Consider the following 16,267-nt stretch of genomic DNA (forward strand, 5'->3'; position numbering starts at 1 on the left):
CGGGGTCAGATGAGCCACTCTAAAGCCTCTAGAAGTCTTCGGTTTTAGCTCACTTTCTTAGATAGTGTCACAATGAGAGATACCATTCTTCATTCACCTGACCAAAGCTGGTTGCCTAACGTGACCGTCGGAGTCTTTTAATCCGTCGGTCACATCATATACATCCTTTCTTTCGCCTCACGACAAACAAAAAAACTGCCCTTCGGCAGTTTTTTAGGTGGTATGTAGTTCATTTAGCTGGCTTGTATACACCATGAACTTCTCTTGATCCCCCGCGTCGAGTGCAGCATCAATGAGATGGTTGAGTCTCTCTGTCAGCTGTTCCCGGTGAATATGGTCTAAGAACATATCCAGATAGATTTCTTGCAAAAGAGTCATGGATGAAGATTCCGTTCCTGTGTCTGACATTGCTTTTAGAAAATCCGTGTATGAATAGTACTTGTCCATAATATTCACCTCTTTTGATTTCTATTATACCAAGCCATCGTCAGTTTGCAATAATTTTTTAGAATATTCGAAATCAACCCATTCGATTCACTTTTTGAAATAATCAAAAATTAAAGATTGTTTGATTTCCAATTAACGGTATAATAGGAAGTATCCTAATCCAAAGGGGCTATGTTGTGTGAACAAACCTAAAGATACATCGGAATACTATTTGTCGATGGATGCCGCCGTCATCCGTCCCGTTTTTCAGGATTTGAGAATTCAGGCTGAAGTCATCAGCCTGACAAAAGAACCAACCATTCTGCCGGTCGATTGCTTTACACTCGTCAAAAACACATGCAAACTCTGCGAAAAAACGATGGCTACCGCGCTTAAAGAAGCAACAGAATTGCTTGGACCGTACCATAAAGTCCCTATTTACATGGAAACTATTGATGGCAGACCATTTATCTTGATTCCTTTGCAGTCTCCCCGCTCGACAGTCAATACGTGGGTCACCCTTCATGCCATTGAATATCACAAACGCAGTTCAAAAGATCCGGCGTACACAGACATTCATTTAACAAATGGTGAGGTTATCACGGTCAATGCTTCGTTTACTACGTTTAACCGGCAATATGTTCTGGCCAATGCATTACGAACAGCATACATAAAACTGCAAGAGCAACGTCAAGAGGATCGTCTATTAGTGTTATCCAAGTTAGCAGCAGAACCACTGAGCAAATAATGATGAAGCAATTCTTCCACTTGGTTGCGGAGACGTACATTTAAATACCGTCTGTGCTCTTCGTAACCTTGATGATAGAAAATGTACTCCGTAAACAATTCATCCGCTTCCCCCCGCACGACTTTCAATCCTTTTTTCCGGACCACTTCATGTACTTTTTTTAAATCGGTTTGTACACATTGATCCGCCGCAGCAAGCAACTCTAAATAAGGACGAGGTAGTTTAAAGCCGCCTTGTTGAACAAGTGACCGGTCTTTGGCAAGCACCGTCATGACCATCGGCAAATAAATCAATCTCTCCAAGTCATTTAGCATGTCATCTGTCAACGTTGCCATAAAAACTCCTCCTTCTCATTGTACGAACGTTTGTTCTTATTCTTATTTTACACCGGAACAACAAAAAAGCAACTTCCAAATGTTGTGGAAGTTGCTTAAATTTATTTGGTGAATTTTAAGAAGTTTAACAACGGACGGTAGTTCTTACCTGCAAGTCCGATAAACTCAACAAACAATTCAATGATCACGAGCATCACGGCAACCAGTAACAATGCTCCCCAGACCGTCGCTTGAGAGAAAATTAATGCCGTAATACCGAACAGTGCGGCAATCGCATAAATAATCAATACAGTTTGACGATGCGTAAAGCCAACATTTAATAAACAGTGATGCAAATGCGACTTGTCTGCTGCAGAGAGCGGTTGCTTTTCCCGAAGTCGGCGCACGATGGCGAAGAACGTATCTGATACCGGAACACCTAACATGATGACTGGAATGATCAACGCAAACATCGTAACTCCCTTAAAGCCAAGTAGAGCGAACACAGAAATCATGAAGCCTAAGAACAGAGCGCCTGTATCTCCCATAAAAATACGTGCTGGATAGAAGTTAAATACTAAGAAACCAAGTGTACTTGCGGCTAAGATGGCTGTCACTGTAGCGACGAATGGGTTCCCCATTAAAATCGCCATAGCGGAAAGTGTGACGAGTGCAATTGTCGAAACACCTGCTGCAAGACCGTCTAGACCGTCAATTAAGTTAACTGCATTTGTGATTCCGACAATCCAAATGATGGTTAGTGGGATGGCGAAGTAACCAAACTCCAAATCTCCTCCAAATGGAAGATTGATGAACTCGATTTGAATCTCTCCGTAAACAACAATGACAAGTGCCGCTGCTAATTGACCAAGCAGTTTCGCTTTTGCTGTAATCTCTAACATATCATCGAGAATGCCGGTAATAATGATAATCGTGGCTCCAATTAATAGGGCTTTATCAAAGTCACCGTCCGGACGGTAGATCAAATACGTAAGAACAAACGATAAATATATGGCTAATCCGCCAAGACGCGGCATAATCCGCGCATGAACTTTTCGGTAATTGGGACGATCCACTGCTCCTACTCGGTACGCTAAACGTTTCACTAGCGGGGTCAGTACGATGGATGCGACAAATGCCAAGACCAATGCAAAGGCTAGCATGTCTCTCCTCCTCTTTCTGCAAATCTTTAAGTATTATAGCACTTTCCCAACAAATTAACAGTAGCAACTTTCACCAGACTTGAAAAACAAGACTTCTCACCCAGAAAATTCAGCCCACCTAAATTAGAAAAGTTCTTCAAAAAATGGTAGAATGAAATGAATGTGTTGTAAACAGAAGGAGCTTACTTATGAACATTTCATTAAAACAGTTTTTTAATACCAATAACCGGTTGATGAAAAAATATACAAAGAACGTGAAAGAAATAAACGCACTCGAAGCGTCCATCAGTGAATTGACAGATGATGAGTTACAAAATAAGACGGCTGAGTTCCGTGAAAAGTTGCAAAACGGAGCAACAATCGACAGTATGACCAACGAAGCATTTGCTGTTGTTCGGGAAGCCTCCAAGCGCGTGTTAAAAATGCGTCATTTTGACGTCCAACTTCTCGGTGGACTCGTCCTTGCAGACGGAAATATTTCAGAAATGCCTACGGGCGAAGGTAAAACGCTCGTCGCTTCTCTTCCTTCTTATTTACATGCCTTATCTGGAAAAGGTGTTCACGTCATTACAGTCAATGACTATTTAGCAAAGCGTGACTTCGATCAAATCGGACAGATCCACCGCTTTCTAGGCTTAACAGTTGGACTTAACTTACCAATGATGACGCCCCTGACGAAGCAACATGCGTATGCAGCAGACATTACATACGGTGTAGGAACAGAATTTGGGTTTGATTATTTGCGTGACAACATGGTGCCCGACCTGTCTATCAAAGTACAGCGTCCTTACCACTTCGCCATCATTGATGAAGTGGATAGCGTGTTAATCGATGAAGCGAAGACCCCGCTGATTGTCGCAGGAAAAGCGATGGGCCGTCCCGAATTGTACAAAATTGCAGCTCTATTAGCAAAACGTTTCGTCAAAGACGTAGATTACGATTTTGACCCGGAAACGAAAGCGACTTCTCTCACAGATACGGGAATTGAAAAAGTAGAGAAAGCCTTTAGTGTGGATAACCTATATGATTTAGAGCACCAGAGCTTGTATCACTATGTGATTCAGGCGGTACGTGCCCACGTCATGTTCGAAAAAGATGTCGATTATATTGTGAAAGATGACAAAATTCATCTCGTCGATATGTTCACAGGACGTATTATGGAAGGTCGAACAATGTCAGATGGGCTTCACCAAGCGATTGAAGCGAAAGAAGGCGTGACGCCGACAGAAGAAAATAAGGCGCAAGCTCAAATCACGATTCAAAATTACTTCCGGATGTACCCAACCATTGCTGGAATGACGGGAACTGCGAAAACGCAAGAAGATGAATTCCGCCAAGTGTACGGGATGGAAGTGATTCAGATCCCAACCAATCGTCCAAAAATTCGTATCGACCAACAAGATTTAGTGTATGAAACAAAGCAACAAAAGTATACGGCCGTTGTGGAAGAAGTGAAGAAACGTCACCAAAAAGGGCAACCAGTTTTAGTGGGTACCACTTCTATCCTGCAATCCGACGAAGTAGCGAAATACTTACGGGCGGAAGGTCTTGAATTCCAGTTACTCAACGCAAAGAGTGTCGAACAGGAAGTCAAATTGATCTCGGAAGCGGGTCAACTTGGTCAAATTACCGTCGCAACGAACATGGCCGGACGAGGCACGGATATCGAGTTAGGGAACGGTGTGGCAGACGTAGGCGGACTTTACGTATTAGGTACCGAGAAACATGAAAGTCGCCGGATCGATAACCAATTACGTGGTCGTTCAGGACGCCAAGGGGATCCGGGTGAATCTCAATTTATCCTTTCCTTAGAAGATGATATGTATACGCGTTTTGCTCGTGATGAAGTTGAGAAGTTCCGTAAGTCATTAAAAACGGATGCCGATGGAATGGTGCAAAACAAAACGGTTCATGAAATGACAGAACGTACACAACGTATTGTCGAAGGCTCTCATTACTCGATGCGTGAATACAATTTGAAGCTTGATGACGTCATCAATGAACAACGCAATGTTGTGTACTCCTTACGAGACAAGATTCTCGAGAAACAAAACTTACTCGGCATCTTAAAACAAATGACGGATGAAACCGTACGCTTTGAAATCGAAGAAGCATGTCCAGATGATCTTCCGGAAGACCAGTGGCAACTGAAGCGTCTGGAAAACCGTTTAAATGAATTAATGTTATCGGCTGTGACTATCCCGTTGGATACCTCAAAGAAAAAAATGATTTACAAAAATGCTACAGGTGCGCAAGATGAACTGAATGCGTTTATTGATTCATTTGAAGACAATGAAGACGTGATGCAAATCTTACCTAAAGTGATGCTTCATTTCATTGACCAGATCTGGGTTCAACATCTCGAATCGATGACCCGTTTAAAAGAAGGAATCGGACTGCGCCATTATCAGCAAGAGGATCCGATGCGGATTTATCAGCGTGAAGGACTCGAACTCTTCCAACTGCACTTTAACCAAATGCGTACTTCCATTGCAAAAGAGATTGTCGCATTCATGAAGAAAATTAAAACACCACAGCAGGAGGTACAACATGGGACTGTTTGATCGTTTTAAAAAAACCAAAGTTCAAGGGAAAGAAGATCGACTAGGTGTGGACCAAGACCAAGGCACTGAAGGTACGGGAGAGTTGGTCAATACGACGCTTTCTTATCACCCTTCTTGGGACATTCCCCAAGAACAGCATTATGTCTTTCAGTTTTTAGCGAACGAACTAGAGCCACTTCATCCGAACCAATTGTCGTTATCTGGTATTGATATCGATCAAGCTGACACAGGCTGGTACGTTAAGGCTTTTGTTCGCAATACACTCGAACGTGAAATCAAACTTGGGATGATTGAATTATCCTTATTAGATGAAGCAGGAAAGCAAATTGCTTCGAAAGAATTCAATTTTGATGAGCTTGGTGAAATTCCGAGCCAAGGTGCTCGTCCGTGGGTATTTGAGTTTGAGAAGAGCTTTTTCGATCGCCCTTTTGATGAATTAGAAGTACCAAGTGTGTGGCAACTTGCCTTTAATGTAGCTTCCATGACACCACACCGTCTAGACCTTCACGAGAAGTGGGATGCCCAGTTGACGGAAGAGCAAAAAGAAGATTTACGTCGTGTTGTTTCGAACTTACCAAAAGTGAAACGAAACGAAATCAATCTAGTCGGCTTCCAGATCAAACAAGATCCGGAAGGTCCGCTTGCCATCAGTGCATTCATTCGTAATGGATCCACGCAAATGGTTACATTCGAAAAGCTTCCCCTTGAAGTTGTAGATGCCAATGGAGAACTTGTTGCACGAGGTAGTTTTAACTTAGATAACCTGCAAGTGAAACCTAATACGTCGTTCCCATGGTCGTTTGTCTTTCCACAAGAAATGGTCGTGGGTGAACAACCTGACCTTTCTCGTTGGATGGTACGTATCCCGGCAGATGCAACTACTAAGTAATTGAAATGACCCGCTTGAGACACCGTCTCGAGCGGGTTTTTGGTTGGATTCATACCGTTTTGAAGAGGGTAAAAGGATGGTACGAATTCTATTAGAAAAGAGGACCAACTCTACTTTATCCTCATCCCCCTACAAAAAACTATAAAAAAACAGCCCTTAGCGAGCTAAGGACTGTTTTTTCTGCTGGTACCAACCATTTTTATACGTTTGCTATATTAAAGAAAAACCCTACAATATTTATTTTAACATACTCGAAAATATTCTCAAGTGATTGCAAAAAGTTTTTACAAGGTTTTTTACTTGACGGCTGATTCCTAGCGATTCAACGTACGGTACAAGAATACAGAGAAATCTCCACGAGTAATGTGTTGTTGAGGACCAAATTTACCATCCCCTATCCCTGTGGTTATCTTACTCTCCGCTAACGCATTAATGTGAGCTTTTGCGAAGGATCCACCAATATCTGTGAAATGATTCTTAGTTGTCATAGGCAAGTTAAATCCACGTTGTAAGATAGCGGCCATTTCCGCACGAGTCAATTTTCCGTTTGGATCAAACTTTGCTCCGCCTTCTTTTCCGTTGATGACGCCTGCTGCTGCAACAGCTGCCACTTCTTCAAAGAAACGTGTTCCTTTTGGCATATCGCTGAACCCAGGGTCGCTTCCACCATACGTCAAATTCATCGCACGAGATAACAAAATGGCTGCTTGAAGGCGTGTCATATCTTGATAAGGTCCAAAGGTCCCATCCGGATATCCACCAATGACACCTGCGGTAACAAGCGCTGCCACTTCTTTTTCTGCACGGTAAGTAAGTCCCGTATCTTTAAATGAAGCTTCTTGGTAATCCGCTTTGTAGATTGCTTTTAAATCATCAAAGTAGATGCTTCCTTTTGTTTTCGTACTGCCTTCCGGTTGTGCAAAGTAGAGCTCTTGTAGTTGTAGCGGAGCTTGTAAACCTGCCGGTAACGAAGCTGTTACACGGTTCCACCCACTCCACTTCAGACCTTTTTCTTCCGTAAAGTTAACTAGTACTTCCTTTCCTGTTGCATCTTTCAGCTTCCCACGTACCCAAGATTGGCTAGCGTCTCCATAAACACGCGCAGATAGGGCTAGTGGAATGCCATCCAGCTTCATTGCTGTTTTCGGAGATACGTAAGCTGCAGACGTACCCGTTTGCCCTGTGAAATCATAAGTTACTTTTAATGCATTTGCTCCTTCAAAAGGAACTTCTTTTGCAGTAAGGCCGGAAAGTGTCGCACTCCCTCGAACGGCTGAAGCAGTCCATTCTGCAGGATGATCGAGTGAACTTAATTTTAAAGTACTGCCACTCACTGAAACAGGAATTGATACTGTTTTCCCTCCGAGTGTTCCCACAATGCTTCCTTTACCTTCTTGCGCAGACGCCGTAAATACACCGGCCGAAGTAATGGTACCCACACCACCAGTCACGCTCCAAGCAACTTGTGTCGGATCAAAATGGATTTCTCGGTTTGACGCATCATAGGCTTTTACTGAAATCGTTTGTTTCTCATTGATGCGCACCGTCATTTCCGATTGACTTGGTCGAAGAGTTGTTGGCGTAGCGACCACTTCAAATGGGAAAGATTTCACAGCCGCATCATACTTCACATCCAGTGTACCTTTACCAGCTTTTGATGCCGTGAATGTCATGCCCGACACGGTCGCTAGCTGTTGAGGTGAAGATAGCGTGTAACGTGACTGATCGATAGCCACTGGGTTGTAGTAGTTATCCATTAAGTTACCTGTTGAAACGCTTCCTTTCGCACCAACCAAGAACACACCTTCACGGTTCATTGTTGCTGCAATCGTTGTAGGCGTTCCAGCTGGAGCTGTCGACATGGAATAGAGGACAGTCGAAACCCCACGTTCTGAACCATCTGATGGACGGTTTTTCAAAGATACATTGAAGCTTCCAGGTTCACGGATTCCAAGTGCAGTCGACCCTCCACCATCTAGGTTAAGTGCATAGGAAGCACCAAGAGATTTCAAGTAGGACGAAAATTCCATCAGCGTCATCCCCTCAGAAATACCCGGTTGACGCCCATCTACCGTGACCATCCATACTTTTTTACCTGTTGCATCGATAGCTATAGCGGTCCGAGGCGCTCTTTCTGTCGCACGAGAACTCTTTGGATCAATATTTAAATCAATTTGACCATTGGAAACCAGCAGTGGGCCTGACGTCAGCATGAAGCTAGAGTTCATCCATTTTTGATCAATCGTTGCCCCGACAGTAAGTTGTTCGCCAATTTGAAGATTTTTGATATTGTCCATAGCTGTTCCATGAGCCGAAAGAACAAATCCGTCTTTCGGAATTTGTGATACAGATGTATCCCCATGTGGACGGATACCAATGACTTCCGCTTGAATGGTACGACCAAAATCAAGTGCTGCATTGCCATCAATCGCACGTAGAACCACTTCATAACCAAATTGATTGGTCTCTGTTGTTGATTTCGGGTAGTCACTTGTGAAAAGAATCAAGCTATTATCTGAACGTTGTTTATTGGAACTTGTAATGCTTTTCTTTACTCCATTATGTATAAATGAAAGGTCGAGCGCATATGTATCAATTTTGGGTAGACCATTTTCAGTGACACCAAATGCCCAGGGTTCGTTGACATATTGATCACGTCCGGAAGCGATAATCCCTGCGTTCATGAGGCGATTACGGTAAGAAATCAAGTACATTGGCAATCGGTCTTGTCCAAAGAAGGATCCATTAATGACACCGGTGACTTGTTGGCCAGGTCCTGTGAGGTTATTCGCTTGAACGGTTGGTCGTTGCAGAGTCGTTAATGGATTTGGAAATCCGACATCGACTTTCGTGAACGGATCGGATAAGTCAGAAGTCACTATGTTGACTTGAACAGGTCTACCGGATACCGTATCGGATCGCTTTTGATACTCCGTTCCTTGAGATAATTTATACTGGTCTGTCACAGCGGCTAAGGAAGATACGGGAAGTGTAACAACAATTGCAGCTGTTACGAGGGATATTAAAAATTTTTTTGATGGGTGCACGCACATTCTCCTCCTGAAATAATCTTCCTCAAGTATACAACAGGAAAGGAATGGTAACTATACTTCATTTGTCCTGTCATCTTTTCATCCATATAGAAAAAACTGCCCACGTGGTGAGCAGTCTGAATTATTCCATATGTTGTTGATAGGTATGCCAGGTTGCTTTGGCAAGTTGGGTTACCGAATAGTGGTTCGATGCGTGTTCGTATAATGCTTGACCACCTTCGCTGAGAACACCCTGCGCTTTTCGACCAATGAGTCGTTCGATTTCTAGCACCATTTCATCGATTCCGTGCACAGGAACGACGGCCCCCATCTCGTCAGATTGTATAAGTTCTCTTACACCACCTACATCTGTGGTCAGTACAGGTATTTTAGCTTTCGCTGCTTCCAATAACACTAGCGGAAAACTCTCACTAGTTGATGCGAGAAGCAGGCAGTCCGATTGACGTAAGACAGCATCCACATCTGTTCGGAACCCTAGGAAATGAATCCCCTCATAAGCCTTCACTTGTTGATGAAGGTCTTCTTTCAGAGGTCCATCCCCTACAGCTAACAGCTCAACAGAATGCCCTTTTTCACGTAATTTCCGTATGAGTTCAAATGCGTCTGGGTAGTTCTTGATCGGGTGAAGCCTGGCCACCATCGTAATGACGAACGACTCTTCTTCCACCCCAAGTTCTGTCCGCGTGATATTGGGGGAATCTGGCGTTGTAAAATCGATGCCGTTATAAATGACGGAAATCTTTTCAGCAGGTATTCCTAGCGTCACCAGCATTTGTTTGAAACGTTCACTGACTGCAAAGAAGTGATCGATACTGGAGAAGACGCTCCGGTTAAGGGCTGTAAACACTCTTCCTTTAATTCCGCCTTTCACAAAATCTAGCGTCGGATCGCTATGAATCGTCGTCATCCAGTAAAACTTCGTCATTTTCTTCACAAAGAATACAAATAGATTTGCACGAGGACCGTGGGAGTGAACAATTTTCACGTGTTTCGCTTCAATCAGCTTCTTCAGTTTTTGGATAGCAGATACATCGTAACGGCTGGATTGTTGAAAGGAATGTACAGTAATCCCAAAAGCTCTCGCTTCCTCAGCAAGTCGGCCTTCTTGTAAAACCGCAAGTTCCACTTGATCTTTTGGAAGTTCTTGAAGCAAAGAGAGCAGGTGGTTCTTAGAACCACCTGTCTCCCCCCCGCTAATTATGTGGAGAATCATTGCTTTGCTCCTTCGCACGGACAAAGGCAATAAACGCCCCTGTCAGTGTGTAGTAGTATAGCGTAAATGTTTTATCTTCCCAAATGTTGTAGACCAGGCCGCACCAGAAAATCGCAATCAACGATACGACGAGCGGAATTGCGACCGGCGTGACGTGGCGTTTCTTCCAGAAGAACCACAGCATGCCAAGTAGGAAAATCGCAAATAGAATGACTCCTACTGTCCCGTTTTGGGCAATGATTTCAATGTATTGATTATCCGCATAGATGTTTGTCAAAATTCCATAATCTGCGTAAATCGGTGAGAGGTAACTTTTCGTTGCACTATCCCCAAATGTCCCAAATCCAGATCCGATGATTGGATAATCTTTATAGACTTCAAACCCTTTGACCACAACATAGAGTCGGCCGGTTGTTAAACTCTTTTCAAGAGTCGATGCAGAGATTGTCTCCCGAAGGCGATCCGCTTCGACAGCTCCAACTACAGGACCTTCTTCCACTTCACCCGTCCGCTCGAAGTTTCCAATTTCTGTATTCTGTTTAATCCACTGAGCAGCGTATGTCGTTGGAAGTACTACTGCACCAAACGATAATGCCAACACGAGAGCAACTTTCACTGCAAATTTCCACTTGCGCGTATAGAGTACATACAAGCTAAGTCCGATTGCAACAGCAATCCAGGTGCCTCGGCTATATGTCATAATCCAGATCCCACTCAATAAAATAAGGGAAATATAGAAGACGATGTTTGCCCAATTCGCAGGCTTCATCATACGTTTCAAGTAAATTGTCAAAATGGCTGCAATCGTTAAATAGACAGAAAGCACATTCGGATTATTCAATACACCATAAATACGTGATGCATTTCCTGGAGATAATTGACGATTGATCCATTTTTCAGGCATCCATGCCGAACGCATAGATAACTTTTCAATAAAGGCTTGTAACACAATCACCATGGCCATGGCGAAAGTAATCCAGAGGAATAAACGGATATCATCTTTAGTAATTCGCAGACGCTTAACAATGTAAATCAATAAGAACGTAATCACAAATGCGCGAATCTGGAAGACGATAGCTCCGATGGAGACATCATTTAGCAAACTGGCAATAGCGCCTAATGCGACAAACGCAATAAATGCCCACTCAAACTTTTCAAATTGGAAAATGGATTTCCAGTTGTTTCGTTGGTCCCAAACAATACGGAGAAACGCTGCGATGATGAGTAAATCTCCTAAAAGTTTGAGGGACGGAGCGACTTCTGTTAACAGCGCACGCGCTGGGAAATATACAAATAACAGATAAATTCCTGTTTTCGGTTGTAAAAATGCAAGTACAACAAGTACTAAAGTGACGGCATAAGAAATTGCCGGAATGTTAAATACGAAGGCGATCAGTAGGGCAAGTACGCCAACCACTACTCCAAGCACCTGTCGATCGATGCGATTATTCATGTTTCAGTTCCTCTCTCGTCTTCATTCAAGGTTTCAGTATAGCATAAACCCCCTTTGATGGAGATAAAAATAACGTGACAACTATGTTACATCTTGGAATTAGACGCACTGATCACTGGTGAAGTTTCGCGCTGTAAATTAAGGGTAAATGCTTCCAATCGATCCATTCCAAGAATCAGTTGTTCCATAGAATAAGCAAAAGAGATTCGAATGAATCCTTCTCCGAACGGTGTAAATACGCTACCTGGTACGACAGCGACACCTCCCTCTTGCAGTAAACGAGTTGCGAAATCGAAGCTCGATAAACCATATGTCCGGATGGAAGGGAAAATATAAAATGCTCCTTGCGGTTTTTCTACTTCCATACCGAGTTTTAGTAATCGATCGTAAACAAAGTCACGCCGTACTCGGTAAGCTTTATTCATTTCAAGCGGAGCATCAATCGAACCTGTCAACGCCTCAATCGTAGCATGCTGAGCAGGTACCGATGCACAAATGGTGTTATATGCATGAAGCAAAGTAATAGTAGCAATCCACTCGGCATCTCCGAATATAAAGCCAATCCGCCACCCTGTCATAGAATGCGATTTCGAAACGCCATGAATTAAAAATAGTTGTCTCCGTATTTCCGGGTAGCTAGCAAAGGATACGTGCTGTCCATCAAAGACATTCTCCGAGTAAATTTCATCTGAGAGAATAAACAGGTCTTTGTTCTTCAACACCTCAACGATTTCATCGATCCGTTGTTTATCCATCGTGACGCCTGTCGGGTTCGAAGGATTATTAAACAGAATTGCTTTTGTGGAAGGTGTAATCGCTTGTTCAATCGAATAGGCATCCGGTTGAAGCCCTGTATGAGACGTATCTAAGTAGACCACACGGGCACCAGACAACTCAATCAAAGGCTCATAACCGGAATAGATCGGAGCAGGAATGATGACTTCATCGCCTGGTTCTAAAATTGTTCGGAAGATACTATCAATTGCTTCCGTTGCACCGTTTGTGACTATGATTTCTTTGATAGGATCATATGTTGCGTTGAATTTCTGCGAGATGAAACGAGAGGCTGCTTCTCGTAAAGCAGGTAACCCTGCATTATGGGAATAGCCAGTTTGATTAGCTTGAATAGCGGCAATTCCAGCCTGCTTGACGGCTTCTGGTGTAGGGAAATCCGGTTGCCCTACTGTTAGATTCACAGCATCCGGATAATGGATCAATTGATTGGAAAACTGACGTATTCCAGGAGGTTTTATTTGGCGCGAACGCGGATTAATGGATAATGACATAAATGATCTCCTTTATATCGGTTTCTTTCTCTTAACTATACCTTCTCTCTCCCCTTCCTCCTAGCCTTTTCATACATCTTCCTAATTTTCAGAATCATCGTTTTCAGTAGCGATATATGATATACTCTAACTAATTTGAAAAGATAGGGGAATCGCCATGTTAAGAGATTTTTTTATCGCGTTATCTGAGAACCAGACGTTAAATGCTGCTGCTAAGCGCTATGGTTTGAAAATGGGCGCGCAACACGTCGTTGCCGGTACTACAGTAGAAGAAACAATTGAAAGTATCAAGAAATTAAATGCCATGGGTATTTCTGCAACAGTAGATAACTTAGGGGAATTCGTTTTTGAACGTGAAGAAGCACTTGCTGCAAAAGAACAAATCTTGGCAGTCGTGGACGCAATCAACGAACATCAAGTAGATGCACACATTTCTCTAAAACCTTCTCAATTAGGTCTAGACATCGACTATGATTTCGCTCTTGAAAACCTTCGTGAGATCGTTGATCATGCTAGCAAAACAGATATCTTTATTAACATTGACATGGAGTCAAATAAACACCTCCAACCGTCATTTGATATTTTAGATGAATTATCAAAGGACTATGACAATGTCGGAACTGTGATTCAAGCCTACTTCTTCCGCGCGGAAGAAGACATCGAAAAATATAAAAACTTCCGCCTTCGTATTGTAAAGGGCGCTTACAAAGAGCCAGCAGAAGTTGCCTATCAAACAAAAGAAGAAATCGATGCAAACTATATCCAATTAATTGAGTATCATTTAATGAATGGAAAATTCACGTCGATTGCTACACATGACCATAACGTGATCAACCATGTAAAACAATTTGTAAAAGATCACAATATTTCTACTGATAAATTTGAGTTCCAAATGCTTTATGGATTCCGTACAGATATGCAGAAAGAATTAGCTAACGAAGGCTACAACTTCTGTGTATACGTACCGTTCGGACAAGACTGGTACGGTTATTTTATGAGACGTTTAGCAGAACGTCCACAAAATATGAACCTTGTTGTAAAGCAAGTATTCACAAAAGATACAAACAAGATGCTTGGTTTAGCAGCTGCTGCATTTGCAGTAGGACGTCTATCTAAACGCAAAAAACGCTAAAAAAGAAGCTCTATCCCAAAAAAAATATGGGATAGAGCTTTTATTTGTTTAAAATTCAATGGTCCATCCAAATGGATCTGGCAGTTGGCCACTTTGAATGCCCGTTAATGTATCGTAGAGACGAGAAGACAACTCTCCTGCTTGACCGTTGTTCACATAGAATAATTCGTTCTGCCATTTAAATTCTCCAATTGGTGAAATGACAGCAGCTGTCCCCGTTCCCCACGCTTCTTCAAGTTTTCCAGTGCGATGAGCTTCCCGAATCTCTTCCATAGAAATGCGTCGTTCGATTACGGGCACTTCCCAGTATCGTAGCATATCAATGATGGAGCGTCGTGTGATCCCGTCCAAAATACTTCCGTTCAACGCAGGTGTCACTACTTTCCCGTCAATTTTAAAGAAGATATTCATACTACCCACTTCTTCTATATATTTTCGTTCAACTCCATCCAGCCACATGACTTGGGAATAGCCTTCTTCTGTCGCCTTTTCTTGTGCCTTTAAACTTGCTGCATAGTTCCCGGCTGTTTTTGCTGTTCCTGTTCCACCTGCCACAGCACGAACATATTGATTTTCAACAAGAATTTTGACTGGTGCAATTCCTTCTTTGTAGTAAGAACCTACTGGGGACAGAATAATCATAAATTTATATTTCTGTGAAGGAGCTACTCCGAGGTACCCTTCTGTTGCAATCATAAACGGACGAATATAGAGACTCGTTCCAGGAGCGGTCGGAATCCAGTCTTTTTCAATTTTTATTAATTCAATCAAGGATTCGAGCATGGCTTCTGGGTCGATTGCGGGCATGCTCATTCGTTGACACGACTCATTCATCCGCTCGAAGTTTAGGTTTGGACGGAAGAGGCGCACCATTCCATTAGGTGATTTATACGCTTTCAGGCCTTCAAATACCGTTTGTCCATAATGAAAGACAATGGCAGAAGGATCGAGAGTGAGCGGTTGATAAGGTTGAATACGCAAATCATGCCACCCCACCCCCGCAGTATAATCAGCAACAAACATATGGTCTGTAAACGTTCTTCCAAAAACTAATTGTTGATCAGGTACCTTTGCCTTTTTATCATGACAAACGTGTTTTTCTAAGCTAACTACCATTCACGGCACAACCTTTCGACTTTGCAGTTATTTGCAATATATTATATGCAATTATACACACTCTCTCGAAAAAGGGAAGTGATTTTTTAAAATTTTCGCATAATAAAACCGCCTCAGCATGAGCCAAAGCGGTTGAGATGATTTATTTATTTTTTCGCAACAGATACTCCTGTTACTCGTTTTGCTCCAATGTAGCGTTTACCCCAGTAGTAAGGATCATTAATGCTTGAAACACTAACGCCTTTAGATGATGAAGAGTGCGCAAATTTATTGTTTCCGATGTAGATTCCCACATGAGAAACTCCTTTACCGGATGTGTTGAAGAAGACGAGGTCTCCTACTTGAAGATTGGATTTCGCAACAGCCTTACCTGTTGCATACATTCCCCCACTTGTACGTGGTAGGTTGATTCCTTGTTTTTTGAATACGTAGGTAACGTAACCTGAGCAATCAAAACCAGCGGCAGTTGTTCCACCTGAACGATATTTTACTCCCATGACACTTTTCGCACTGGCAACGAGTTGGTTAGCATTGACTGAGCTTGCATCTGCAGATCCTGCAAATAAGCTGGTTGTTAATACAAACGATACGATGACCGTGGCTATGAGCTTCTTAAGTAATGACATCAGATATAATTCCTCCGTGGATTTCAAATTGTCAGATAACTTATCTGAAGTTATCTTACCACGTAAGGTACTTAAATTATTTTACAATTACATTACAATCGTGTTACAAAAGGCATATTTAGGTTTGAAGCTTCATAGAAAAGGAAATTAGAATTGTTGTACGTGTTTTTAATTAGAACCATTATTAGAAATAAGTTCGATTAAAATATTCTAGATGCTAATTTAATAGGATGATAAGCTACGTAAATAGGGGTGAATTGTGCTGAAACTATGCACAATTCATC

13 protein-coding genes are annotated in these 16,267 nt (G+C 42.5%); 4 read left to right on the top strand and 9 right to left on the bottom strand.

Annotated elements, in window-relative coordinates:
* Positions 1-213: 213 nt before the first annotated feature.
* Positions 214-447 carry an IDEAL domain-containing protein gene (locus ACFO0S_RS08925; protein ID WP_378141534.1) on the bottom strand — a complete coding sequence of 78 codons (234 nt, stop codon included), beginning with the start codon at positions 445-447 and terminating at the stop codon, positions 214-216.
* 178 nt (positions 448-625) lie between these two features.
* Between ACFO0S_RS08925 and ACFO0S_RS08930 the strand changes: the two genes are divergently transcribed.
* Positions 626-1,174 carry a competence protein ComK gene (locus ACFO0S_RS08930; protein WP_378141535.1) on the top strand — a complete coding sequence of 183 codons (549 nt, stop codon included), beginning with the start codon at positions 626-628 and terminating at the stop codon, positions 1,172-1,174.
* Here the strand turns inward: ACFO0S_RS08930 and ACFO0S_RS08935 are convergent.
* Both ACFO0S_RS08935 and ACFO0S_RS08940 read right to left on the bottom strand, forming a co-directional pair.
* Complete coding sequence (locus ACFO0S_RS08935) at positions 1,117-1,509, bottom strand: YhjD family protein (RefSeq protein WP_378141537.1); 393 nt, start codon at positions 1,507-1,509, stop codon at positions 1,117-1,119. The genes ACFO0S_RS08930 and ACFO0S_RS08935 overlap by 58 nt on opposite strands.
* 101 nt (positions 1,510-1,610) lie before the next feature.
* A complete protein-coding gene (locus ACFO0S_RS08940) occupies positions 1,611-2,651 on the bottom strand; it encodes a glycosyltransferase family 4 protein (protein WP_378141539.1) in 1,041 nt (346 codons plus the stop codon).
* Between the two features lie 188 nt (positions 2,652-2,839).
* Here ACFO0S_RS08940 and secA2 point away from each other — a divergent pair, with 188 nt between their 5' ends.
* Together secA2 and ACFO0S_RS08950 are read left to right on the top strand one after the other, a co-directional pair.
* Positions 2,840-5,215 carry an accessory Sec system translocase SecA2 gene (gene secA2, locus ACFO0S_RS08945; protein WP_378141541.1) on the top strand — a complete coding sequence of 792 codons (2,376 nt, stop codon included), beginning with the start codon at positions 2,840-2,842 and terminating at the stop codon, positions 5,213-5,215.
* On the top strand, positions 5,202-6,104 hold the full coding sequence (locus ACFO0S_RS08950) for an accessory Sec system S-layer assembly protein (protein WP_378141543.1): 903 nt from the start codon (positions 5,202-5,204) through the stop codon (positions 6,102-6,104). The genes secA2 and ACFO0S_RS08950 overlap by 14 nt, the downstream gene beginning before the upstream one ends.
* A gap of 314 nt (positions 6,105-6,418) precedes the next feature.
* Here ACFO0S_RS08950 and ACFO0S_RS08955 read toward each other — a convergent pair whose 3' ends face one another.
* The 4 genes from ACFO0S_RS08955 to ACFO0S_RS08970 all read right to left on the bottom strand — a co-directional run bounded on the left by ACFO0S_RS08955 (position 6,419) and on the right by ACFO0S_RS08970 (position 13,109).
* A complete protein-coding gene (locus tag ACFO0S_RS08955; protein WP_378141547.1) occupies positions 6,419-9,151 on the bottom strand; it encodes an S-layer homology domain-containing protein in 2,733 nt (910 codons plus the stop codon).
* Between the two features lie 127 nt (positions 9,152-9,278).
* Positions 9,279-10,370: a glycosyltransferase family 4 protein gene (locus ACFO0S_RS08960; RefSeq protein WP_378141549.1), complete on the bottom strand. Its 1,092-nt coding sequence runs from the start codon at positions 10,368-10,370 to the stop codon at positions 9,279-9,281.
* Positions 10,351-11,823 (bottom strand): O-antigen ligase family protein, encoded by a 1,473-nt coding sequence (locus ACFO0S_RS08965; RefSeq protein WP_378141551.1) that lies wholly within the window; start codon positions 11,821-11,823, stop codon positions 10,351-10,353. Before ACFO0S_RS08965 ends, ACFO0S_RS08960 begins: the two co-directional genes overlap by 20 nt.
* 86 nt (positions 11,824-11,909) lie before the next feature.
* Positions 11,910-13,109 (bottom strand): aminotransferase class I/II-fold pyridoxal phosphate-dependent enzyme, encoded by a 1,200-nt coding sequence (locus ACFO0S_RS08970; RefSeq protein ID WP_378141553.1) that lies wholly within the window; start codon positions 13,107-13,109, stop codon positions 11,910-11,912.
* Positions 13,110-13,266: 157 nt separating this feature from the next.
* On the opposite strand from ACFO0S_RS08970, the gene ACFO0S_RS08975 reads away from it, so the two are divergent.
* The gene (locus ACFO0S_RS08975) at positions 13,267-14,241 is read left to right on the top strand and encodes a proline dehydrogenase family protein (RefSeq protein WP_378141555.1); all 975 of its coding nucleotides are present in this window, start codon (positions 13,267-13,269) and stop codon (positions 14,239-14,241) included.
* Between the two features lie 48 nt (positions 14,242-14,289).
* On the opposite strand, the gene ACFO0S_RS08980 is transcribed toward ACFO0S_RS08975, so the two are convergent.
* Together ACFO0S_RS08980 and ACFO0S_RS08985 are read right to left on the bottom strand one after the other, a co-directional pair.
* Positions 14,290-15,357, bottom strand: coding sequence for a branched-chain amino acid aminotransferase (locus tag ACFO0S_RS08980; protein ID WP_378141557.1), 1,068 nt, complete (start codon positions 15,355-15,357; stop codon positions 14,290-14,292).
* Positions 15,358-15,503: 146 nt separating this feature from the next.
* Entirely contained in the window at positions 15,504-15,983 is a 480-nt protein-coding gene (locus tag ACFO0S_RS08985; RefSeq protein WP_378141560.1) for a C40 family peptidase, read from the bottom strand.
* Positions 15,984-16,267: the final 284 nt, after the last annotated feature.

This window comes from Chryseomicrobium palamuruense (genome assembly GCF_042649045.1).
Classification (GTDB): Bacteria; Bacillota; Bacilli; order Bacillales_A; family Planococcaceae; genus Chryseomicrobium; species Chryseomicrobium palamuruense.